Source organism: Pseudomonas sp. (genome assembly GCF_050739655.1).
GTDB lineage: Bacteria > Pseudomonadota > Gammaproteobacteria > Pseudomonadales > Pseudomonadaceae > Aquipseudomonas.
Window position 1 is genome coordinate 22426 of the sequence record NZ_JBOIBY010000373.1, and the last position, 22851, is coordinate 45276.

General features: G+C 59.0%; 21 protein-coding genes, 1 other RNA gene and 2 pseudogenes. 12 read left to right on the top strand and 12 right to left on the bottom strand.

Annotation, left to right across the window (positions count from 1 at the left end; all coding sequences use genetic code 11):
• Positions 1–17: 17 nt before the first annotated feature.
• Entirely contained in the window at positions 18–908 is an 891-nt protein-coding gene (locus tag ACRESJ_RS18230) for a LysR substrate-binding domain-containing protein (RefSeq protein WP_431759127.1), read from the bottom strand.
• 201 nt (positions 909–1109) lie between these two features.
• On the opposite strand from ACRESJ_RS18230, the gene ACRESJ_RS18235 reads away from it, so the two are divergent.
• Complete coding sequence (locus ACRESJ_RS18235) at positions 1110–1874, top strand: sulfite exporter TauE/SafE family protein (protein ID WP_431759128.1); 765 nt, start codon at positions 1110–1112, stop codon at positions 1872–1874.
• On the opposite strand, the gene ACRESJ_RS18240 is transcribed toward ACRESJ_RS18235, so the two are convergent.
• A complete protein-coding gene (locus tag ACRESJ_RS18240) occupies positions 1864–2178 on the bottom strand; it encodes a putative quinol monooxygenase (RefSeq protein WP_431759129.1) in 315 nt (104 codons plus the stop codon). The genes ACRESJ_RS18235 and ACRESJ_RS18240 overlap by 11 nt on opposite strands.
• A 191-nt stretch (positions 2179–2369) precedes the next feature.
• On the opposite strand from ACRESJ_RS18240, the gene ACRESJ_RS18245 reads away from it, so the two are divergent.
• The 9 genes from ACRESJ_RS18245 (at position 2370) to ACRESJ_RS18285 (ending at position 10909) form a co-directional block, all read left to right on the top strand.
• The gene (locus tag ACRESJ_RS18245) at positions 2370–2960 is read left to right on the top strand and encodes an NAD(P)H-dependent oxidoreductase (protein ID WP_431759130.1); all 591 of its coding nucleotides are present in this window, start codon (positions 2370–2372) and stop codon (positions 2958–2960) included.
• A 141-nt stretch (positions 2961–3101) separates the two neighbouring features.
• Complete coding sequence (locus ACRESJ_RS18250; protein WP_431759131.1) at positions 3102–4013, top strand: LysR family transcriptional regulator; 912 nt, start codon at positions 3102–3104, stop codon at positions 4011–4013.
• A 231-nt stretch (positions 4014–4244) separates the two neighbouring features.
• Positions 4245–5690 carry a SulP family inorganic anion transporter gene (locus ACRESJ_RS18255; protein WP_431759132.1) on the top strand — a complete coding sequence of 482 codons (1446 nt, stop codon included), beginning with the start codon at positions 4245–4247 and terminating at the stop codon, positions 5688–5690.
• Positions 5691–5973: 283 nt separating this feature from the next.
• Positions 5974–7323 (top strand): gluconate:H+ symporter, encoded by a 1350-nt coding sequence (locus tag ACRESJ_RS18260; protein ID WP_431759133.1) that lies wholly within the window; start codon positions 5974–5976, stop codon positions 7321–7323.
• A gap of 15 nt (positions 7324–7338) precedes the next feature.
• Entirely contained in the window at positions 7339–8199 is an 861-nt protein-coding gene (locus ACRESJ_RS18265; protein ID WP_431759134.1) for a MurR/RpiR family transcriptional regulator, read from the top strand.
• 1 nt (position 8200) lies between these two features.
• The gene (locus ACRESJ_RS18270; RefSeq protein WP_431759135.1) at positions 8201–9664 is read left to right on the top strand and encodes an N-acyl-D-amino-acid deacylase family protein; all 1464 of its coding nucleotides are present in this window, start codon (positions 8201–8203) and stop codon (positions 9662–9664) included.
• A 133-nt stretch (positions 9665–9797) separates the two neighbouring features.
• The gene (locus ACRESJ_RS18275; RefSeq protein WP_431759136.1) at positions 9798–10166 is read left to right on the top strand and encodes a glyoxalase superfamily protein; all 369 of its coding nucleotides are present in this window, start codon (positions 9798–9800) and stop codon (positions 10164–10166) included.
• A gap of 81 nt (positions 10167–10247) precedes the next feature.
• Entirely contained in the window at positions 10248–10493 is a 246-nt protein-coding gene (locus tag ACRESJ_RS18280; protein ID WP_431759137.1) for a FitA-like ribbon-helix-helix domain-containing protein, read from the top strand.
• The gene (locus ACRESJ_RS18285) at positions 10490–10909 is read left to right on the top strand and encodes a type II toxin-antitoxin system VapC family toxin (RefSeq protein WP_431759138.1); all 420 of its coding nucleotides are present in this window, start codon (positions 10490–10492) and stop codon (positions 10907–10909) included. Before ACRESJ_RS18280 ends, ACRESJ_RS18285 begins: the two co-directional genes overlap by 4 nt.
• Before the next feature lie 118 nt (positions 10910–11027).
• Here ACRESJ_RS18285 and ACRESJ_RS18290 read toward each other — a convergent pair whose 3' ends face one another.
• Together ACRESJ_RS18290 and ACRESJ_RS18295 are read right to left on the bottom strand one after the other, a co-directional pair.
• A complete protein-coding gene (locus tag ACRESJ_RS18290) occupies positions 11028–11891 on the bottom strand; it encodes a methyl-accepting chemotaxis protein (RefSeq protein WP_431759153.1) in 864 nt (287 codons plus the stop codon).
• A 42-nt stretch (positions 11892–11933) separates the two neighbouring features.
• A pseudogene (locus ACRESJ_RS18295) lies at positions 11934–13019 on the bottom strand (methyl-accepting chemotaxis protein); the annotation flags it as partial.
• 166 nt (positions 13020–13185) lie between these two features.
• Here ACRESJ_RS18295 and ACRESJ_RS18300 point away from each other — a divergent pair.
• Together ACRESJ_RS18300 and ACRESJ_RS18305 are read left to right on the top strand one after the other, a co-directional pair.
• Complete coding sequence (locus ACRESJ_RS18300) at positions 13186–13857, top strand: histidine phosphatase family protein (RefSeq protein ID WP_431759139.1); 672 nt, start codon at positions 13186–13188, stop codon at positions 13855–13857.
• The gene (locus ACRESJ_RS18305; protein WP_431759140.1) at positions 13854–14696 is read left to right on the top strand and encodes a phosphatase PAP2 family protein; all 843 of its coding nucleotides are present in this window, start codon (positions 13854–13856) and stop codon (positions 14694–14696) included. The genes ACRESJ_RS18300 and ACRESJ_RS18305 overlap by 4 nt, the downstream gene beginning before the upstream one ends.
• Positions 14697–14745: 49 nt before the next feature.
• On the opposite strand, the gene rimJ is transcribed toward ACRESJ_RS18305, so the two are convergent.
• The 8 genes and pseudogenes from rimJ to ACRESJ_RS18345 all read right to left on the bottom strand — a co-directional run bounded on the left by rimJ (position 14746) and on the right by ACRESJ_RS18345 (position 22736).
• A complete protein-coding gene (rimJ, locus tag ACRESJ_RS18310; protein WP_431759141.1) occupies positions 14746–15333 on the bottom strand; it encodes a ribosomal protein S5-alanine N-acetyltransferase in 588 nt (195 codons plus the stop codon).
• 239 nt (positions 15334–15572) lie between these two features.
• Positions 15573–15779: pseudogene (locus tag ACRESJ_RS18315) on the bottom strand (integrase arm-type DNA-binding domain-containing protein); the annotation flags it as partial.
• Positions 15780–15966: 187 nt separating this feature from the next.
• Positions 15967–16353: a transfer-messenger RNA gene (gene ssrA, locus ACRESJ_RS18320) on the bottom strand.
• Between the two features lie 94 nt (positions 16354–16447).
• On the bottom strand, positions 16448–16723 hold the full coding sequence (locus ACRESJ_RS18325) for a hypothetical protein (protein ID WP_431759142.1): 276 nt from the start codon (positions 16721–16723) through the stop codon (positions 16448–16450).
• A 259-nt stretch (positions 16724–16982) separates the two neighbouring features.
• Positions 16983–19793, bottom strand: a complete 2811-nt coding sequence (locus ACRESJ_RS18330) for an FAD-binding and (Fe-S)-binding domain-containing protein (protein ID WP_431759143.1) — start codon at positions 19791–19793, stop codon at positions 16983–16985.
• On the bottom strand, positions 19790–20461 hold the full coding sequence (locus ACRESJ_RS18335) for a LutC/YkgG family protein (RefSeq protein ID WP_431759144.1): 672 nt from the start codon (positions 20459–20461) through the stop codon (positions 19790–19792). The genes ACRESJ_RS18330 and ACRESJ_RS18335 overlap by 4 nt, the downstream gene beginning before the upstream one ends.
• Positions 20461–21915, bottom strand: coding sequence for a LutB/LldF family L-lactate oxidation iron-sulfur protein (locus ACRESJ_RS18340; protein WP_431759145.1), 1455 nt, complete (start codon positions 21913–21915; stop codon positions 20461–20463). The genes ACRESJ_RS18335 and ACRESJ_RS18340 overlap by 1 nt, the downstream gene beginning before the upstream one ends.
• Positions 21912–22736 carry a (Fe-S)-binding protein gene (locus ACRESJ_RS18345; RefSeq protein ID WP_431759146.1) on the bottom strand — a complete coding sequence of 275 codons (825 nt, stop codon included), beginning with the start codon at positions 22734–22736 and terminating at the stop codon, positions 21912–21914. Before ACRESJ_RS18345 ends, ACRESJ_RS18340 begins: the two co-directional genes overlap by 4 nt.
• Between the last annotated feature and the right edge of the window lie 115 nt (positions 22737–22851).

Consider the following 22851-nt stretch of genomic DNA (forward strand, 5'->3'; position numbering starts at 1 on the left):
CTGCGAGTCTTCAGTCTTCAACGACTGGCGGCCCGCAATGCCTCGAACAGGGCCTGGGCATAACCGGGCAGATGGTCGAATGAACGGGCGCACAGCAGAAGTTTGCGTTGCGCCCAGTCTTCCTTCAGCGCAATGCTTTTGAACGATCGGTCGGGCGATCCGCGTTCGATGGCAGCCAGCGGCACGATCGCCAGCCCGGCACCGTGCGCGACCATGCGCATCACGCCATCGAAACCGTCGGCGCGGATGCGGATATGCATCCGCGAGCCGGTGTGCAGGGCCTGTTCTTCAAGATAAATCGCCAAAGCATTGTTGGTATTCAAACCAACGTAGGTGTGATGCAGGGTGTCAGCGAAACTCACGAATTCGGCGTTCGCCAAGGGATGATCGCAGGGCATGATCAGCACCAGCGGATCGTCGCGAAACGCTTGGGATTGCAGGTCGCTGGTGTCCACCGCATCGGTGACGATACCGAGGTCTGCGGCGCCCTGACGCAAGGCGTGGGTGATGCGCGTGCTGGGCAGTTCCTGAACGTCGATGTCGAGGTTGGGATGCTCGCGCAGAAAATCGGCGAGCAGCTCCGGCAGGTATTCGGTGAGCGCCGTGGTGTTGCACAGCAGCCGTACCTGACCTTTGACGCCGTTGGCGTATTCGGCCAAATCCTGCTGCATGCGCTCGGCTTGTTGCAGCATAACCCTTGCATGTCGTGCCAGGGCTTTGCCGGCGGGTGTGGGCGTGACACCACGACGGCCGCGTTCGAGAAAGTCGATGCCCAGTGACGCTTCCATGGCACGAATCCGTGCGCTCGCTGCGGCCAGAGACAGATGACTGCGCGCCGCTCCAGCGGTGATGTTGCCGGTGTCGAGGATGTTCAGGTACAGGCGCAGGTCGGTCAGGTCGAAGTGCATAGAGTGTCCAGAAGATCGTTCCCACGCTCTGCGTGGGAATGCCTCACCGGACGCTCCGCGTCCACTTCGGCAAGTGACGCAGAGCGTCACGGGCTGCATTCCCACGCGGAGCGTGGGAACGATCCTGTCTCTTGCTGGGCAAGAGGCAGCCTCAGTATATGGCAGATTTTCAACCGGCCCGTCCAGGCTCACCATGAGCCCATGAATACATTCTCCGCGTTCTACCAAAATCTCGGCCTGACCCTTTCCTTGCTGGTCATCGCCACGTTCCTGCTGGCCGGCATGATCAAGGGTGTGATCGGTCTCGGGCTGCCGACCATCGCCATGGGGCTGCTGGGTCTGGCTATGGCGCCATCACAGGCTGCAGCACTTCTGATTATCCCCGCGACCCTGACCAATGTCTGGCAACTGGCGTTCGGTGGGCACCTGCTGGGGTTGGTCAAACGGTTATGGCCGATGTTGCTGGCGATTTTCTTCGGCACCGCAGCGGGCACGTTGTGGATTGGCATGTCAGGTGGTCACCGGGTGGTGCGGGGTTTGGGCGCGGCGTTGTTGCTCTATGCGTTGAGCGGTTTGCTCCTACCGACCTTGCGCGTCGGCACTGGTAGCGAACGCTGGCTGGGTCCGCTGTGCGGCTTGATCACGGGTGTGATCACCTCGGCCACGGGGGTGTTCGTGATTCCGGCGGTGCCTTATTTGCAGGCACTGGGTTTGAGCAAGGATGAGCTGGTGCAGGCGCTGGGCCTGTCATTCACGGTCTCGACCCTCGCCCTGGCCGGCGGCTTGTTGTGGCGCGGGGCTCTGGGTGGTGGCGAGTTGAGCGCGTCGTTGCTGGCGCTGATTCCGGCGGTGCTCGGCATGTTGCTCGGGCAGTGGTTACGCCAGCGGATCAGCGCCATATTGTTCAAGCGCGTGTTCTTTATCGGCCTGGGATTGCTCGGCGGCCATTTATTGATCAGCGGCTAGCAGACGACGAGCTGATCATATCGATGGCGCGGATCTCGAAGTCCCGTTCCAGGTATTCGTCGCGTTGTTCAAGAAACTGTTTCATATGCGGCAGGTTCGAGTGCACGTCGAGGTGGGCCTGGGATTGCCAGATCTCGTAAAAGATAAACAGCGTCGGGTCCTGTTTGTCGCGCAGCATGTGGTACTCGATGCAGCCGGGCTCGGCGCGACTTGCCTGCACATGACCGCTGAAGAACGCTTCGAAGGCGTCGGATTTTTCCGGACGGGTTTTGGCGTGCAGGATGAAGCCTTGAATTTCACTCATGAAATCTCTCCTCAAGTCAGAATCGGCGCCAGTCTAAGGCAACAATTGCCAGTTGATTCGTGCGTATAGGTCAAATGAATTTTGCCAGTCGTGCGCTTATTCCGCGCGAGGCGGATCGCTATTCTGCCGCCATCCAATTCCTGATCTTCCCGTTTCTAATCTTTCCGTTTCTGATTTTCCCGAGACCCCCCATGAAAAAAGTTCTGTTGCTCAATGGCGGCAAAAAATTCGCCCACTCTGATGGCCGCTACAACGCCACCCTGCATGACGCAGCACTCAGCGTGCTGGATCGTGGCGGCATGGACGTGAAAACCACGTTCATCGACGAGGGCTACGACGTTGCTGAAGAAGTCGCCAAATTCCTTTGGGCCGATGTGATCATTTACCAGATGCCCGGTTGGTGGATGGGCGCGCCGTGGACCGTAAAAAAGTACATCGACGAAGTCTTCACCGAAGGTCATGGCAGCCTCTACGCCAGCGACGGCCGCACCCGTTCCGATGCTTCGCAAAAGTACGGCAGCGGTGGCCTGATCCAGGGCAAGCAGTACATGCTCTCGCTGACCTGGAACGCGCCGCAGCAAGCGTTTGACGACCCCACCGATTTCTTCGAAGCCAAAGGCGTCGACGCGGTGTACTTCCCGTTCCACAAGGCCAACGAGTTCCTTGGCATGACCGGCCTGCCGACCTTTCTCTGCGTGGACGTGATGAAACGGCCGAACATCGAAGCCGATGTGGTGCGTTATGAGCAGCATTTGAGCGAGGTGTTTGGCCTGTCGGTTTAATCGATTCGGGCTACTATCGGACGCAACGGCCGAAAAGATCGCAGCCTGCGGCAGCTCCTACACAGATATCACCCTATAGGAGCTGCCGAAGGCTGCGATCCTGGCGGTTTGAGCAACGCCGGTTCGCGAAAGAGGACACACGTGAAAGCCAGATCCGATGAGTTGCAGATTTTCGTCTGCGTGATTGAATGCGGCTCGATTTCCGCGGCAGCCGAGCAGGTTGGCCAAACGCCCTCGGCGGTCAGCCGGACGCTGTCGCGGCTGGAGGCCAAACTCGATACGACGTTGATCAACCGCACCACGCGGCGCATGGATTTGACTGAAGAAGGCAAGTATTTCTTCGAGCACGCCAAGCTGATTCTCGATCAGATGGATGAGCTCGAAGAGCGTTTGTCGTCGCGCCAGCAAACGCCGTCCGGGCGCTTGCGCATCAATGCCGCATCGCCCTTCATGCTGCACGCCATCGTGCCGTACATCGACGAGTTCCGCAGGCTCTACCCGGACATCCAGCTCGAACTCAACAGCAACGACCTGATCATCGACCTGCTGGAACAAAGCACCGACATCGCGATTCGCATCGGCACCCTGGCTGATTCGACCCTGCACGCTCGATCCCTGGGTTGCAGTCCATTGCACATCGTCGCAAGCCCGGCGTATCTGGAAAAGCACGGCACACCGACGGCGGTCGCTGACTTGACCGACCATACGTTGTTGGGCTTCACCCACAACGAAGGTCTCAACCAATGGCCGCTGCGCTACGTGCACGGTGATCGCTGGCCAATCCAGGCTTCGCTCAGCGCCTCCAGCGGCGAGACCATTCGCCACCTGGCGCTGGAAGGCCAGGGCATCGCCAGCCTGTCGCACTACATGACCATCGAAGACATTCGTGCCGGGCGCTTGAAAGTGTTACTGGCCCAGTTCAACAGCGGCTATCGCCAACCGATCAACGCTGTGTACTACCGCAACTCTCAACTGGCCCTGCGGATTCAATGCTTCCTGGACTTCATCCAGAGCAAGTTGGCGCTGTATGCCTCCACGGACTTCACCGGCTGATTCGTGAATCCTGCGCAAGAGTGAATTCGCTTTAGATCGCGTCATCGTTCTTCGCGAGCAAGCCCGCTTCCACAGGAATCGAGTCGTTCATAAAACCATTGAACGACACAAAATCTGTGGGAGCGAGGCTTGCCCGCGATGGCATTTTCGAAGTCCCTACAACTGGCCGGGCTGCCCTCAATTCCGTAACATCCGCACATTCTTTTTGCTCCTCCTGCATGCGGTCCCCCCATGAAACCCAAAAACCTGCGCGCCGATGTCCTGGCCGGCCTCACCACGTCCTTTGCCCTGTTGCCCGAATGCATTGCTTTCGCGCTGGTGGCTCATCTCAACCCGCTGATGGGGCTGTATGGTGCGTTCATCATCTGCACCCTGACCGCGCTGTTCGGCGGCCGGCCAGGCATGGTGTCCGGCGCAGCGGGATCGATGGCGGTGGTGATCGTCGCGCTGGTGGTACAACACGGCGTGCAGTACCTGCTGGCCACCGTGTTGCTGGGCGGGTTGATCATGATCGCGTTCGGTCTGCTCAAGCTGGGCAAACTGGTGCGCATGGTGCCGCATCCGGTGATGCTCGGCTTCGTCAATGGCCTGGCGATCATCATTGCGCTGGCCCAGTTGGAGCATTTCAAGAGCGGCGAGACCTGGCTCAGCGGCACGCCGCTGTACATGATGATCGGCCTGGTCGCGGTGACCATGGCGATTGTTTATGTGCTGCCGCGCCTGACGCGCACGGTGCCGCCGGCATTGGTGGCGATTCTCGGCGTTGGCCTGGCGGTTTACCTGCTTGGCCTGCCAACCCGCACGTTGGGCGATATGGCGCACATCGCCGCAGGCTTGCCGACCCTGGCGCTACCGGACATCCCGTGGAGCCTGGAAACCTTGCGCATCATCGCGCCCTACGCGATTTTGATGGCGCTGGTCGGCCTGCTGGAAACCCTGCTGACCCTGAACCTGACTGACGAAATCACCGAGAGCCGTGGCTATCCGGATCGCGAATGCGTGGCGCTGGGGGCGGCCAATGTGGTGTCTGGCGCGTTTGGCGGCATGGGCGGTTGCGCGATGATCGGCCAGACCGTGATCAACCTCAGCTCCGGTGGGCGCGGGCGCTTGTCCGGTATCGTGGCCGGGGTCTCGATCCTGTTGTTTATCCTGTTTCTGTCGCCGCTGATCGAGCGTATTCCTTTGGCCGCGCTGGTCGGCGTGATGTTCGTCGTGTCGCAGCAGACCTTCGCGTGGGCTTCGCTGCGAGTGGTGAACAAGGTGCCACTGAACGACGTGCTGGTGATCATTGCCGTGACGGTGGTCACGGTGTTCACCGACCTGGCCACGGCGGTGATGTGCGGGATCGTCATTGCCGCGTTGAACTTTGCCTGGCAGCAGGCTCGCGAGCTTTACGCCGACAGTCACCTCGAGGCTGACGGCGGCAAGCTGTACCTGATGCACGGGACGCTGTTCTTCGCTTCCACGACACCCTTCCTCAATCAGTTCGATCCGGCCAACGACCCGGCGGTGGTGACCATTGACTGCCGCCATTTGAGCTTCGTCGACTACTCGGCCATTGCTGCCCTCAAGACCCTGCGCGAGCGCTATGCAAAGGCCGGCAAGCACCTGCGCGTGCTGCACCTGTCCGAGCGTTGCAAGAAGCTGCTCAAGCGGGCACACGTCAATCACGACTGAATACCGCGTCAGCTTTATCGCCAGCAGGCTGGCTCCCACATGAGAATGCATTCCCGTGTGGGAGCCAGCCTGCTGGCGATGGGGCACTCATTTCAACTCGATAATGAGTTCAGGCTGATGAAAATTCGCCCGCCCAATTTTCATTAATCGCGACACAACATACCCATTAGCGACACGCCTTACCTCTGCACGAAAATTACTTTCACCTCGTTTGATAATCGCGCCTCGAAATGTTTTAAGAGTTTCACAAATATTTCGACGTGACCCTCTCGAGGAGTACCGCATGACCCTGTCCTTCGGTTATTGGCTGCTGGTGTATGCCGCCATCGCCATCATTGCGCTGATCGTTCTGATCGCCCGCTACCGGCTCAATCCATTCATTGTCATCACCCTGATCTCCATCGGCCTGGCGCTGGTGGCGGGCATGCCGCCATCGGGTGTGGTGGGTGCGTACGAAGCCGGGGTTGGCAAGACTCTGGGGCATATTGCGCTGGTGGTGGCGCTCGGGACGATGCTTGGCAAGATGATGGCCGAGTCCGGTGGCGCCGAGCAGGTGGCGCGCACGCTGATCGACCGCTTCGGCGAGAAAAACGCGCACTGGGCGATGGTCTGCATCGCGTTCCTGGTCGGCTTGCCGCTGTTCTTCGAGGTCGGGTTTGTGTTGCTGGTGCCGATCGCGTTCACCGTGGCGCGTCGGGTTGGCGTATCGATCCTGATGGTCGGTTTGCCGATGGTTGCCGGACTGTCGGTGGTGCATGCCTTGGTGCCGCCGCACCCGGCTGCGATGCTGGCGGTGCAGGTGTATCAGGCGTCGGTGGGGCAGACCTTGCTCTACGCGATTGCGATCGGCATTCCGACGGCGATCATTGCCGGCCCCCTGTACGCCAAGTTCATTGTGCCGCGCATTCAACTGCCGGCGGAAAACCCGCTGGAGCGCCAGTTCCTCGAACGCGAACCGCGCGACAGCCTGCCGGGGTTCGGCATCACCATGGCGACCATTTTGTTGCCGGTGGTGCTGATGCTGATCGGCGGCTGGGCCAATCTGATCTCTACGCCGGGCACGGGCTTCAACCAGTTCCTGCTGTTCATCGGCAACTCGGTAATCGCCTTGCTGCTGGCGACCTTGCTGAGCTTCTGGACCCTCGGCCTGGCCCAGGGTTTCAATCGCGAATCGATCCTCAAGTTCACCAATGAATGCCTGGCGCCGACCGCCAGTATCACCCTGTTGGTGGGCGCGGGCGGCGGCCTGAACAAGATTCTGGTGGACGCTGGCGTCACCGACCAGATCGTCGGCCTGGCTCACGAATTCCACCTGTCGCCCTTGATCATGGGCTGGCTGTTCGCCGCGCTGATGCGCATTGCTACCGGCTCGGCTACGGTTGCGATGACCACCGCATCAGGTGTGGTTGCGCCAGTGGCCATCGGCCTGGGTTATCCGCATCCGGAATTGCTGGTGCTGGCAACCGGTGCCGGTTCGGTGATCTTTTCCCACGTCAACGACGGCGGCTTCTGGTTGATCAAGGAATACTTCAACATGACAGTGGCCCAGACCTTCAAGACCTGGACGGTGCTGGAAACCCTGATCTCGGTTGTAGCTTTTGCTTTGACCGTCGGCCTTTCTTACCTGATTTAACCGGAGCCATCTGCCATGGACATCCTTTACCAGATTCGCGCCCGCCAGGATTCTTTCAGCGCCGGTGAAGGACGCATCGCTCGCCTGATGCTCGACGACGTAGGATTTGCCGCGTCCGCCAGCCTCGATGAACTGGCCCAGCGGGCGGAAGTCAGCACCGCCACGTTGTCTCGGTTCGCCCGTACCGTCGGCTGCAAGGATTTGCGTGACCTGCGTTTGCAACTGGCCCAGGCCAGTGGTGTGGGCAGTCGTTTCCTCGACCCGGCGGGCACACCGGATCAGTCGGCGTTTTACGGGCAGATTGTTGGCGATATCGAATCGACCTTGCGCCAGCATCTGTCGGCTTTCGATGAGTCGCGTTTTGCCGATGCGGTGAAGCTGCTGGGCAAGGCGCGAATGATTCATGCCTTCGGCATGGGCGGCTGCTCGACCCTGTGCAGCGATGAACTGCAAGTCCGCCTGGTACGCCTCGGTTATCCGATCGCGGTGTGCCACGACGCCGTGATGATGCGCGTCACCGCCGCCAGCCTCAGCGCCGATCACGTGGTGATCGTCTGTTCGTTGACCGGCATCACCCCTGAACTGGTGGAAACCATGGAGCTGGCGCGCAACTACGGCGCCCGCATCCTGGCCATCACTCGCGGCGACTCACCTTTGGCGCAATTGGCCGATATCGTTCTGCCGCTGCAAGGCGTCGAGACCTCGTTCATCTACAAACCGACGGCGGCACGCTACGGCATGTGGCTCGCCATCGATGTGCTTGCCACCGAGCTGGCACTGGCCAATCCTGAAGACAATCAAGAGCGTCTGCGGCGGATCAAACTCGCCCTGGACGATTACCGCGGCGGCGACGATCACTTGCCGCTGGGAGACTGACATGATGTACGACACGCTGATCCGCAACGCCCTGATCATCGACGGTACCAATAGCCCAGGCTATCGCGCCGACGTGGCAGTCATGAACGGTCGCATCGAGCGTATTGGCGACTTGTCTGACGCCCGTGGGAGCGAAGAAATCGATGCGGCAGGGAAGGTGCTGGCGCCGGGTTTCATCGACGTCCACACCCACGACGATACGGTGGTGATCCGCCAACCGCAGATGCTGCCAAAACTGAGCCAGGGCGTAACCACGGTGATCGTCGGCAACTGCGGGATCAGCGCGTCACCAGTGAGCTTGCGCGGTGATCCGCCGGACCCGATGAACCTGCTCGGCACCGCCGCTGCATTTGCTTATCCGAAGTTCAGCGATTACCGCGCCGCCGTCGAAGCGGCGAACACCACACTGAATGTGGCGGCGTTGGTCGGTCATACAGCGCTGCGCAGCAACCACCTCGATGACCTGTTTCGCACCGCCACAGCGGATGAAATCGCCGCGATGCGTGAACAGTTGCGTGAAAGCCTGGAGGCTGGTGCGCTGGGTTTATCCACCGGTCTTGCCTACGCCAGTGCCTTCTCGGCTTCCACGGATGAAGTCATGCAACTGACCGAAGAGCTGACGGCCTTCGGCGCGGTCTACACCACCCATTTGCGCAGCGAGTTCGAACCGGTGCTGGAGGCCATGGATGAAGCCTTCCAGATCGGCCGCCACGCGAAATCCCCGGTGATCATTTCCCACCTCAAATGTGCCGGTGCCGGGAACTGGGGGCGCAGCCCGCAACTGTTGGCCTCCCTGGAAAAGGCTGCGAAAACCCATCCGGTGGGCTGCGATTGCTATCCGTATGCCGCGAGCTCTTCGACGCTGGATCTCAAACAGGTCACCGATGCCCATCGCATCACCATCACCTGGTCGACACCGCACCCGGAAATGGGCGGTCGTGACCTGATGGACATCGCAGCCGAATGGAACCTGTCGTTGCTCGATACCGCCCGCCAGCTGCAACCCGCCGGTGCGGTGTATTACGGAATGGACGAGGCCGATGTGCGCAGAATCCTCGCGCACCCGCTGTCGATGGTCGGCTCCGATGGCTTGCCGGAAGACCCGTTTCCTCATCCACGTTTGTGGGGCGCGTTCCCGAGGGTGCTCGGACATTTCAGCCGAGACGTGGGACTGTTCCCGCTGCACACCGCCGTGCACAAGATGACCGGGCTGTCGGCGGCGCGATTCGGCTTGAAGGGCAGGGGCGAGATTCGCGAAGGCCATTGGGCCGACCTGGTGCTATTCGACCCGGCAACCATTCGTGACGTGGCGGATTTCAACGATCCACAACGGGCGGCCGAAGGCATCGAAGGTGTGTGGGTTAACGGCGTACTCAGTTACCGCGACGGCCAGGCAAACGGCAGAAGGGAAGGCCGGTTTCTAGCGCGGGAAGGGAACCTGCGCGATGGGTTTAGCCCCTTGTAGGAGCTGCCGAAGGCTGCGATCTTTTAATGTTGAAGAGTGATGGCATATTGAGATTAAAGTATGCCATTCCCAAGCCGATCCGCTGACGTACAGCCCGCTACACTCTGGGCTAATTCTGTCTGGGAGCAACTCGATGAGCTTCGGCAAAACCACTCCGATCCTGCGCATTTTTGATGAAACAAAGGCGGTCGAATTCTACGTCGACTTCCTCGGTTTCAAGATCGACTGGCAGCACCGCTTTGAAGCCAACTTCCCGTTGTACCTGCAAGTCTCTCGCGGTGAATGCGTGCTGCACCTGTCCGAACATCACGGCGATGCAACGCCGGGCTCGGCACTGCGCATCGAGACCAGCGAACTGGAAACTTTCCAGCAGCAACTGCTGGCCAAGGAATACGCCTTCGCCCGCCCACAGATCCAGGCAATGCCCTGGGGCAGCCAGGACATGACCGTGACCGATCCTTTCGGTAATCGGTTGGTGTTTACCAATGCGATTAGTGTTTGAGCCGTTCGGCAGCTGACACGTCTTACTGAGGCATGATGTGATAGCCTGCAATCAATGATTTCATTGATTGCAGGAGGCGTCATGGCCAGCATCACAATTCGAAACCTCGACGATCAAATCAAGGAACAGCTACGTATCGCGGCTGCCCATAACGGGCACTCGATGGAAGAAGAAGCTCGCCTGATCCTGGGAAGGGCATTGGCAACCGTCGACCGTGCGGGTGGGCTCGGCAGCAGAATTCGTAAGCGCTTCAGCGCATGTGGCGGGGTTGAACTCGATCTACCTTCTCGGGAGGAGAGAGCAACGGCGGTGGACTTCTGCGAATGATAGTGCTCGATACCAATGTACTTTCGGAGTTCATGCGGGCCGAACCCGACGCTCAAGTTCTTGCCTGGGTGGATGCACAACCGGCGATGGAGCTCGCAATAAGCGCCGTTACCGTGGCGGAAATTCTTCACGGTATCGCGCGCCTTCCCGCTGGTAAGCGCAAACAAAAACTCGAATCTCATGCGATGGCAATGTTTGAAGAAGACTTTGCCGGCAGGATATTGCCCTTTGATGTTCATGCAGCCGTCGAGTACGCGACATTGGTGGCGGGTTACGAGGCAAAGGGGCGAGCGGCATCGATGGCTGATGCACAAATTGCTGCTGTTTGCCGAATGCACGGCGCTCCGATTACAACTCGAAATGTTCGGGACTTTGAGTTTTCCGGGCTGGAGGTGATAAATCCGTGGGACGCCTGAGCTTCTTCATTGCCAGTTAGATCGCCATCGCGAGCAGGCTCGCTCCCACAAGGTACTTACTGACCTGTGGAAGCGAGCCTGATCGCGAATGGAGCTTTCATTCAGCGTTAGCCCGACATCAAACCCGGAAATGACTCACCATCTGCTGCAACTGATTGCCCAACCGTGCCAGTTCAACACTAGACGCGGCTGTCTCGTCGCTGGCGGCGGCGGTTTGTTCGGAGACGTCGCGCACGTTGATGATGCTGCGGCTGATTTCTTCGGCCACGGCGCTCTGTTGTTCGGCGGCGGCGGCGATCTGCTGGTTCATCGACTGGATGTTGGACACCGTGCGGGTGATGCTGTCCAGTGAGGCGCCAGCCTTGCGAGTCAGGGCTACGCTGCTGTCGGTCAGGGTGCGGCTGTTGTTCATGACCGCCGCCACTTGCTGGGTGCCGTTCTGCAGACCGGCCACCAGGCCTTCGATTTCCTCGGTGGATTTCTGTGTACGCTGGGCCAGGCCACGGACTTCGTCAGCCACCACGGCGAAACCACGTCCGGCTTCACCGGCGCGCGCTGCTTCGATGGCCGCATTGAGCGCCAGCAGGTTGGTCTGTTCGGCCACAGCCTTGATCACGTCCATGACGCTACCGATCTTGTCGCTTTCCTGCTGCAACACGGTCATGGCTTCGGTGGAACGCACCACTTCGTTGGCCAGGCGCTCGATCTGGGCGATGGCTTCACCGACAACCTTGTCACCTTCACGGGCTTCACCATCCGCCGCAGCGGCGGCTTGCGAAGCCTGCTCGGCATTGCGCGCGACTTCCTGCACGGTAGCGGTCATCTCGTGCATGGCGGTGGCAACCTGATCAGTTTCGACTTTCTGATTATTAACCCCGGCGCTGGTTTGCTCGGTCACGGCCGACAGTTCTTCGGCGGCGCTGGCAATCTGGGTGACGCCGTCGCGGATGCCGCTGATCAAATCGCGCAGGGTCACGCCCATGCGCGCAATGCCTTGCTGCAGCACGCCAAGTTCATCGCGGCGCGTGACCTTGATGTCTTGGGACAGATCGCCGCTGGCGATACGATCAACCACCGCCAGGGTGTCGCGCAGCGGGCCGGTGATCTGCCGGGTGATGAGGATGGCGGCAATGATGCCCACCAACAACGCCAGCAGTGTGCTGACCAGTTGCAGGGTGCGAGCCTTGGCACTTTCGGCGTCACGGCGGTCAAGCTGGATCTGATAGAGCTGCTCGCTGAGGCTGACGATGGCCGCGCCCTCATCGGTCATTTCCTTGCGCGCTTGCACCACATCGCTGTTCGCGGTCTTGTAGGCCTGCAAGGCGCTGCGGTAGTTGCCCAGTGCTGTTTCCAACTGACGCAGTGCGTCTGGCTGAACGTCAGCAAAGTGCGCGTTGAGGGATTTTACGCTGGCGATGGCCGCGTCCAGTTGTGCGACGGCTTTTTGCTCGGTCTCGGTATTGGTGGTGGCGGTGTAGCCGCGCACTTCGTAACGGGCCAGCAAGAAGGCTTCCTTGGCAGCGGTGATGGCCTGGAATTGCTCAAAGCGTTGATCGCTCAGCGGCATTTGCTGTACGCGGGTGTTGATGTCGTTGATCAACGTGTTGGCGGTTTCGGCGTTCGCGGTCATCACCTCACGCGCGCTGTTGCCTGAGCGGTAGGCACCACGCATTTTGTTCAGCGACGTCTTGTAGGCATCGATGACGGTGCCTTGCTCTTTGAGCAGCTTGAGGTTTTCCGGGCTCTTGAATTTCACCAGCAAGGCCTGCTGCTGTGCCGAAAACGCTTCAAGTGTGGTTTGCACGTTTTGCGCGGTGGTTTCATCGCCGTTGGTCAGCATGTATTGCAGACGCACGACCCGCAGCTTGGTCAGGCCGGAATTGAGCTGAGTGATGTCGCTCATCCAGTTGCTGCGGTCAATCAGGCTGCCCAGGCTGCTCCAGCCGGTAAGAGCGAGGATGCAGGTCAGTGCCAGAACCAGGCCAAATCCCAGGCCCAGTTTCAGGTTTACGCTGATATTGCCGAACCAGCTATTCATCAAAATTCCTCCAGGAACGTGGTGTTTCTTGCGTCGGTTGGCTGGAAGATTGTTGTTTTTGGTGGCCAGCATGCGGTGTAGAAGCTCTGTATCGGCAGCAATAGCGGGAGCTGAAAGGATTTTGTCGGAGGGATTCTGTTACAAGGTTTTTTTCACATTGGTTTCACTGGCTACCGACGCCTGTCTCTTTACCCTCGTGGCATCGAATGAGGTGTGCACGCCGGCGAGGTGGCTTGATGTGGAATTGAGACTGAGTTTGTTCGGGATAAGCCGCTCAATCGATGTGAGCCGTTTTGCCAGCTATCGCAATGCTGCAGTGGTGCTGGCTTCGGCGCTGCTGGTCATTCCTCTCACGGTGTTTCTGTTGCGACCGGACTCAGTGCCGGACCTGGCCCATGGCAATGTCGCTGGTGCTCAGGCTCTGCTGAAGGGGTGGGCCAAGGGCGACATGATTGTGCTGGTGCGCCATGTCGAGCGCTGCGATCACTCCAGCGCCGCCTGCCTGAGCGGCAACGATGGTATTACCGATCGGTCGCGCAGTGTCGCGGTGGGTGTCGGTGCACAGTTCGAGCAGTTGGGTCTTAAAAACGCTGACATTTACAACAGCCCGGCCATGCGTACGGCGCAAACGGCCAGGTACATGTTCAACAAGGTCAGCACTGGCGACGACTGGCTGGTCAACTGCAAGGGCACCATGTTGCGCGACGCTCTGTTACACAAAGTCGCGGGGCGCAACCTGATTCTGGTGACCCACAGCGAATGCATGGTGCAACTTGAGAAAGACCTCAAGTTCTCGGCCTCGACGCCGGGTTACGGCGCCGCTCTATTCATCACGGCCTCGACTCTGCAAGCGCCGAGCATGCTAGGCTTTATCGACGCTTCGGATTGGCACTCGGTGACTACTGAATGATTTCTCTCTCCCGTTTTCGTTTTTACTCGGTCAACCTGGGTATCCCGCTGGCATGTGCAGTCGTAGTGTTTCTGTTATTTGACCTGACCAAAATCGACATCGCATTCAGCGATTTTTTCTTTGACCCGGTGACGCAGAAGTTCCCGCTGAACCATGTGCAACTGTTCGAAAAGATCACCCATAAGTGGGCGCGAATCATTCCGAACTGGACCGGCGAGATTGCGATCATCGGTGCTGTTTTGTCATTCCTGTGGCCACTTCTAAAATCGGAAAAGTATCCGAAGTTCATCGCGTTCCTGGAAAAAATCAAAGTCGCGCCAGTGCTGCGGTTTGCCCGCAAGCATCGACGGGATTTCCTTTACGTGGTATTCGCGTTTTCCATCAGCACAGGCGTGATTCACTACCTCAAGGGGCACACCAGCGTGTATTGCCCAATTGAGACGACACAATACGGTGGCAAGATCGAGCACAAGGAGTGGTACCAGAACTTCGATTTGCTGAAGGTCGCGGGTGATGGTCGGTGCTGGCCGGGTGGGCATGCTTCGGGCGGTTTCACCATGTTGGCGCTGTACTTCGTTGCGCGACGTTATCGCTGGCGCTATTCCAAAGCGGTGCTATATGGCTCGCTGGCGCTGGGTTTCGTTTATGGCACGACGCGGGTCCTGCAAGGTTGGCACTATATGTCCCATACATTCTGGTCCGGCATCTTTGTGTGGCTGGCGTGTTTACTGACGGCACTGGCGTTTTATGGACGAGCGCGGCTGGAGGTGCCCGTAAAGCGTGCGATTTCAGTACCGACCGTCAACCCGTCATCGCAAGCAAGCTCGCTCTCACAATAGTTGGGAATGTGCAGCCAATGCCCGCCACTTGATGTAGAACCCGGCGCTATTAATCCAGGCGCCGGGACCATTGCCGATCCGGATCTTCCCAAACCGTGCTGATCAACGCTGTCAGCACATGATCCTGCCAGCGCCCTGCGATGTTCAAATACGCCTTGGCATAACCTTCACGCTCAAACCCCAGGCGTTCGAGCAATCGCGCGCTGCGCTCGTTTCCCGGGATGTAGTTGGCCATGATCCGATGCAGGTTCATGGTTTCGAACATGTACCGTATTCCTGCTTCCACCGCTTCGTGCATCAAACCGTGGCCTTCACGGGATTGGTCAATGTGATAGCCGAGATAACAGGACTGGAACGCGCCACGAATGATGCCGCTGAAATTACAGGCGCCGATCATTTGCCCGTCGTCGCGATCCAGCACGGCGAAATGCACCGCATAACCTTCATCAAACGCCATGGCTTGCTGTGCGAGGCGCGAGCGGATTCTTTGCGGGCTGTAATAGTCATCTGAACGAACCGGCGACCAGGGCTCCAGGTGCGCCCGGTTGCGCTGGTAGAAGTCGCTTTCCAGCGCAGCCTGGCCGGGGCTCAGGATAGCCAGCGTCAGGCGTTTGCAGGGGAGGGTGAGGATCGTCATCTGGCGCTCCGATGCGCGTTGCGGAAGACGAGCAATCTACAGGCCAAAAAAAGCCCGCGGGAGGGCGGGCAAACCGTAGTTTCTTGAATGAGCGAGGGCAATGTACCGGTTGCGGCTTCGAGGCGGGGTGAAGAAAAGTTCATGTGTGGGCCGATCTACCCTTGGGCAAGGCGTCCACCGTCGGCCACACCCACTAAGCTGGCGCTAAAGCCTATTCTTTGAGGAATGCCAACCTTGAGGGCCAGCGAGAGCTCTGGGTAGGTACCCAGGCCCATGTTGATTCGGTTCTTGGTCACCGGTTCACGGTAATTGAAATTCCACAGCAGCGAGCCGTTGCTGCGTACACGGAGCTGCAAACCGTCACCGTCAGTGAGGACGTAATCCTTGGACGCAGGTTTGACTCCCTTGAGCTGTCGATCGGAGAGGCGGAGGGTTTGAGCAGGCACGAGATTTACGTCAGGCACTGATTTGGTATTCCAAAGATTAGCACCGGATGGCCTGGAATACCGTTTGGAATACCCGAATGGCTGGAACTCAAAAAATCTCAGAAGACCGCAAAAGCGCTGGAAGCCGTGTGATTACTGGGTTTCAGGCACAAAAAAAGACGTCCGTGGACGTCTTTTTTTGATCATTTGGTGGAGCCGGGGGGATTTGAACCCCCGTCCGCCAGTACTCCGCTGTCGGTACTACATGCGTAGCCGTGTCTATTAAGTTAACCCTCAGCGACCCGACGGGCAGGGTGCTTTGGGCGAGTTGTGTAAGTTTTAGCCGCTTCGTCCACAACGTACTGCACGGCGATTCTGTTCTATATGACAATCACTTCGGGTTTACAGACATCCCCTGATGATTGCTGGGCCCGAAGGCACCAGAAGTGTTTTAGGCAGCGAAAGCTACGTTATCAACACCGTATTGAGCGTCATTGGCAACTATAAGAAGTTGCAACAGTGGATTTACGAGTTCTGTTACCAACTCGGCATGCACCTAAAGTTTCGCGACCGGCGTCGAATCCTAAACGGCCCCGAACTCATTGCTCGTGAATCTCGTGAGCAACAAGCCCGTACAGTCTACGACAATGTGGCCAGGAAGGCCAACCCGAAGGTTGGCCTTCCTGGCATCAGTTACGTGTAGGGTTTCGAATTTGCATCTTGGTGATCATGCCGGAGGTGATTTCCACGCAATCCTTATCGTTGCCGGCCGCCTGGGATGCCTTGGCTTTGGTCAGTGCGCTCTTGACGTTATTCAGGGAGTCTTCCGGTATGGACGGTGCGCTGTCCACGAAATCGCTTATTTGTTGAATGTTTGCCGCACAAAGGTCTTTGTCCGCCGCGAACACGGGCGATGCCAGCAGTGCCGCCGTGATAAACAATCCAGCAATTGCAGAGTTCTTCATGGATATCTCCTTGCGCATGAGGGCTCGGTGCTGCCGGTGAAAGGGGGCCGCTGGCCGAGGTGGTTATAAGCCCTTTCGCAGGGCTTAGCTAAATGACTATAGCTGCGCGCAGGAATTCGGTTTTTTTTTCAGGGAAACCTGGACCCTGTAGGAGCGAGCTTGCTTGCGATGTAAGACGGAACACCGCGGAGTGTCAGGCTGCCAGCGTTATCGTTGGCGATTATCGCGAGCGAGTTCGCTCCTACAGGTTTTCAGGGTTTCAGGTGGTGCGAGCCTGGGTGACGCGATCCACCAGGTAAACCAGCCCGTGATAATCGATCCCACCATGCTGGCTGAGGCCGATTTCGCAGGTACGACTGGTGGAAATGCCTTCGCTGCAGTACTGCACAGCGTCCTTCAGCGTGCGCAATGAATGAGCGTTCAGCTCGGGGGTGGTGAAGCCCTTGTCGCCGGCAAACCCGCAGCAGTGAATGCCTTCGGGGATGACCACGTTTTTGCTGCATTTGCGCGCCAGATCGATCAGTGCCTGACTTTCGCCCAGGTGCTGAGTGCTGCAGGTCACGTGCACCGCGATTGGGGTGTCCTGCGGTGTGAAGTCCAGTCGATCCATCAGGTGCGTGCGGATGAAACGCACCGGGTCGTACAGGTCCAGGCGCACGTCGCCAAGGTCCTGAGTCAGGCGCAAGGTGCAGGGGCTGGTGTCGCAATAGATCGGATCGAGCCCGCCTCGGCTTGCATGGAGCAGGGCTCCGATCAGCTCCTGGCGCTTGTGTTCGGCCTGTTCGGCATAGCCTTTGGAGGCGAACGGCTGACCGCAGCAGAGGTTGTCCAGATTGTCCGGGAAAACCACCTGGAAGCCGGCTTTTTCCAGCAGGCCTCGGGTTTTGTCGTACAGCGACATTTGTTCCTTGTCACCGGCCGCCGGCCCCATCGCCCGCGAAACACATGCAGCCAGGTACACCACGCGCGGACGCTCATCGGTCACCGTCGGGCTGAAGCGAATGGCTTTTTCAGGTTGCGGCATGGCGTTGGTCCATTGTGGGACCTGGCCTTTGGACAAGCGCGTCAACGTCGCCGATAACTTCGCCAACCTCGATGCGCCCAACAACATTCGCGCACCGTTGGCCACGTGCAATGTAAAGCGTGCGCCTTGCAAAGCGGTGGCGAAATTTCCTTCAAGCCAGTTGGCGGTTTTCGTATGGGTGGCGTGCTGGCCGCGAAGCTTTTTCACCAGCTCGCCGGTGTTGATGCCTACCGGGCAGCGTTGTGCACAAAGACCGGTCGCGGCACAGGTGTCAATGCCTTGGTATTCATACGCCGCTTCCAGCTCGCGGGTATCGACCCCGGCGCGTTTTTTTGCCTGGATGTCGCGCCAGATCACGATGCGCTGGCGCGGGCTCAGGGTCAGGCCTTTCGATGGGCAGACCGGCTCGCAGAAACCGCATTCGATGCACTTGTCCACAATTTCGTCGGCGGCGGGCAAGGGCTTGAGGTGCTTGAGGTGGATTTGCGGGTCTTCGCTGAGCACCACGTCCGGATTGAGAATGCCATAGGGGTCAAGCAGGCGCTTGAGCTGCCACATCAACTGGTAGGCGTCGCTGCCCCATTCCAGTTCGACGAATGGAGCCATGTTGCGCCCGGTGCCGTGCTCGGCCTTGAGCGAGCCGCCGAACTCCACCGCCACCAACTGCGCCACGTCATCCATGAACGCCTGATAGCGTGCGACTTCTTCCGGGTTGTTGAAGCCTTGGGTGAAGACGAAATGCAGATTGCCTTCCAAAGCGTGTCCGAAAAGGATCGCTTCGTCGTAGTGATGTTTGTCGAACAGCTCGATCAGTCGGTTTACGCCGATGGCCAGTTGTTCCACCGGGAACGTCACGTCTTCAATGATCACCGTGGTCCCAGTCTTGCGCACGGCGCCGACAGCGGGGAAGGTGTCTTTTCGGATAGCCCAGAGACGAGCGTTTTCCTGTGGGTCTTCGGTGAAGTCGACTTGCTTCTCCACTGCAAACGACTTCAGCGACGCCATGATTTGTGTCAGTTGTTCCTGCAGCAATGTCGACGATGCGGCGCGAGATTCGATCAACAAGGCGCAGGCATTGTTCGACAGATGCTGTACGAAAGCGGGCATGCCGGGTTTGTTTTGCACCGAACGCAGGCTGCGGCGGTCCAGCAGTTCCACGGCGGACACCGGTTGGCTTTTCAGCACGGTGACGGCGTTGCAGCAGGTTTCCACGTCCGGGAACACGATCAGTGCCGAGGCTTTGTTCGGATGATCGATAACCGTGTCATAGGTCACGGCGCTAATGAAACCCAGGGTACCTTCGGAGCCCACCAGCAAATGGCTCAAGATATCCACAGGCTCGTCGTAATCCACCAGGGCATTGAGTGACAGGCCAGTGGTATTTTTCAGACGGTATTTGTGGCGAATTCTTGCAGCCAGTTCGGCGTTGGCGCGGGTTTCGCGGCCCAAGGTTGCCAAGTGTTCCAATAGCTCACCGTGGCTTTGCCGAAACGCCGCGACACTGGCGGCGTCTTCGGTGTCGAGACGGCTACCATCGGCCAGTACCAGGCGAATGCCGGCCAGGGTGTGATAGGTGTTTTGCGCGGTACCGCAACACATGCCGCTGGCATTGTTGGCAACAATGCCGCCAATCTTGCAGGCGTTGATTGACGCAGGGTCCGGGCCGATCTTGCGCCCGAATGGCGCGAGCCAGGCATTGGCTTGAGCACCGATCACTCCCGGTTGCAGGCGGATTTGCCTGCCCTGGCCGCGAATTTCGCGACCGTTCCAGTTATCCCCAAGGACGATCAATACCGAGTCGCTGATAGCTTGGCCGGACAGGCTGGTGCCGGCGGCGCGAAACGTCACCGGGACCTGATCGCGCTGCGCCAGTTTCAGCAGCGCCACCACTTCATCTTCGGACTCGACGCGAATGACCAGCTTCGGAATCAGCCGATAGAAGCTGGCGTCGGTGCCGAAGGCCAGGGTCGACAGTGGGTCGTCGAAGCGACGTTCCCGGGGGATCAGTTGCTGCGCATCACGCAGGAAAGCGGACGGTAGACTCATTGGTCCTCCAGAATCAACACCACCAGATCTTTAGGGCCGTGGGCGCCGTAGGCCAGCACTTGCTCGATGTCCGCGGTCTTCGACGGGCCGGACACCAGCAACGCGTTGGTCGGCATGCCCTGGGCCCATTCGAATTCCTGCTGTACCTGATAGAAGTTGTCGCGAATTTCGCTGGCCTTGAGCAGGGCGAAATGCACAGGTGGCGCCAGGCTCATCAAGCGCGGTTCTTCCCGCGTTGGCCAGAGAATAAGGCTACCGGTCGCAGCGATTGCGCCCAGGGTGCCGGTCAGGCTCGCCGGGGTGTCGTTGAACAGTTCGGCTTTCCATTCTTCCACCGGGCGGTCGTAGGCCTTGAGTGTAGGCAGGGCCGGATTGTTCGCCCAATGCTGTGTGATCTGTTGACCATGCGCTGTAGTCGGTGCAATCAACAAGCTGGGCAGCTGACGATCCTGCAGCAGTTTGGCCAGCAAGGCGGGCCACGCTTGAGCCGAAGTCAGATGAATTTCCGTATGCACCGCTTCCATCAGTTTGCGCAGTTGCGGGATACGTTGTTCCGGGGTGTAGGTGTAGGGCGCGGTCACCAAATCGACATTGAAGTTGTCAGCCACGGGCGTGGTGCCTGTCAGACTTTTGCGCAGTTTGCCGAGAATATTTTGTTTGGCGCTCATCAACGATCTCCCTGTTTGGCCAGATGCTCGCGAGCCATGTCATGCAGTGAACGGGCGGCGGGTTTCGGCGCGCTGTGGTTTTGTGTCCACGGGCCGACGTTGCTCGGCGTGAGCCCCCGCAGGCGCGTGGCAGCGAGAGCGAACAGCCGATACAACATCGGTGAGCTATTGAGTTTCGCCCAGGCGTTCCAGATGAAGCGCTCCTTGCGCGAATACTTGCTGCCTTGGCCACGCATCACTTGGTCTGTGCTGTCCGGCGCCTTGACGTTTTCTTCGCGCAGGCGTCGAAGCAGTGAAGGGATGGGGATTTTCACCGGACACACTTCACCGCAGGCACCGCACAGCGAAGAGGCGCTCGGGTGATCCGGGACTTTCGCCAGGCCGACCATGTGTGGGGTAATGATTTTTCCGATAGGGCCGGGGTACACCTCACCGTAGGCATGACCGCCGATTCGGGTATAGACCGGGCAATGATTCATACATGCGCCGCATCGGATGCAGTTCAGGGTCTGGCGCAGTTCGCTGTCGGCAAAGGCCTGGCTGCGGCCGTTGTCCAGCAGCACCAGATGCACTTCCCGGGGGCCGTCGAGTTCATGTTCCTTGCGCGGGCCGGAGATCATGTTGACGTAGGTGGTGATCGGAATGCCCAGGGCAGATCGGGTCAGCAGTGACAACAGCGGCACGGTATCGCGCAGGTTTTCCACGACTTTTTCGATGCCGGTCACCGCAATGTGCACGGGCGGAACCGTGGTGGTCATGCGGCCGTTGCCCTCATTCTCCACCAGCAGCAGGGTGCCGGTTTCGGCCACGGCGAAGTTGACGCCGGAGACGCCGATGTCCGCTTCGAAGAATTTCTGCCGCAGGACCCTGCGACCGATCTGAATGAGCTGGTCAACGTCCTTGGTGTATTCCACGCCAAGTTTGTCGTGGAACAAGGACGCGACCTGACCGGCATTCTTGTGGATCGCCGGCATAATTATGTGTGAAGGCTTCTCGTGGTCGAGCTGGACGATGTACTCGCCCATGTCCGATTCCAGGCATTCAATGCCCTGCTCAGCGAGGACATGGTTCATTTCCATCTCTTCGCTGACCATCGATTTGCCCTTGATCACTTGCCGCCCCTCGTGAGCGCGGATGATCGAGAGGACGATGCCGTTGGCCTCGTCCACCGTTTCCGCCCAGTGTACTTTCACACCGTTGCGGATCAGGTTCTGTTCAAGCTGTTCGAGCAACTCGGGCAGCTTGGATAACGCACGGGCGCGGACAGCATTGCCCAGTGCGCGCAGGTGTTCTCTTTCGTGGGCATCGCTGAAAGCCGCTGCCCGTTTTGTCATCAGTGAATCCATCGCCTTGCGAAAGTTGCCTCGCAATTGCGCGTCACCCAGGGCTTCGTGAGCCCGGGTGCGGAAATCTTCTTCTACGGCGACCGTAGGAATAATCGCGGATGCGTTCATCGCGCGCCTCCGGTTCGTTGCCAGAGGAAGCTGGCAAGGTGTTGGCCGCGCAACGCTTCTTTCTGTTTCTCCAGCGAACCGTTGATGTTCATCAGGCAACCGCAGTCGGCACTCAGGATCTTATGCGCGCCGGATTCCTTCAACGATCGGGTCTTATCGGCCACCATCGCACCGGAAATGTCTGGCATACGGACGCTGAAAGTCCCACCGAAGCCACAGCATTCGCTTTCGTGGTCGTGATTGACCCGTTCCACGTTGCTCAGCTGCGACAACAACTCGCGGCCGTGCAGGTGGGTGTTCATCTCGCGACGTGCCGAGCACGACGTGTGCAGTGCCACTTTTACCGGTTCGCCGCTGTCCTTGAGCTGCACCTTGCAGACAAACAACAGGAACTCGGCGAGTTCATAGGTCCGGGCCGCCAGGGCTTGAACCTGTTTCAGCGTGTCCGGCTCGTCCTTGAACAAGTCGGCATAGTGTTCGCGCAACATGCCTGCACAGGAGCCCGAAGGCACCACCACCGGATAATCCCCGGCGAACAGCGCCAGTTGTGAGCGCGCCACGGTCCTGGCCTGCTCGGTATAGCCCGAGGTGTAGGCCGGTTGACCGCAGCAGCTTTGCCCTTGCGGGTACTCGACACGGATGCCTTCGCGCTCCAGCAAGTGGATCGCGTCCATTCCGGCTTGCGGGTAGAACAAGTCCACTACGCAGGTCCCGAACAGGTACACCCGTTGCGGTTTCTCGCTGGGGTATTGCCGAGGCTCGGGCAGTGGCGGGGCGAGACGGGTCGCATTCGGCACAGCGTTGTAAAAAAGCTCGCTCATCAGGCGTGTCTCCGGGTGGGCCCGGTTATTCGTCCGCTGAGGCCGCTGAATATAGAGTGAGATTCTTTCAGCAGCCTTACAGACCGGGTGGTGAATAGCTGACGCCGGAATCGTG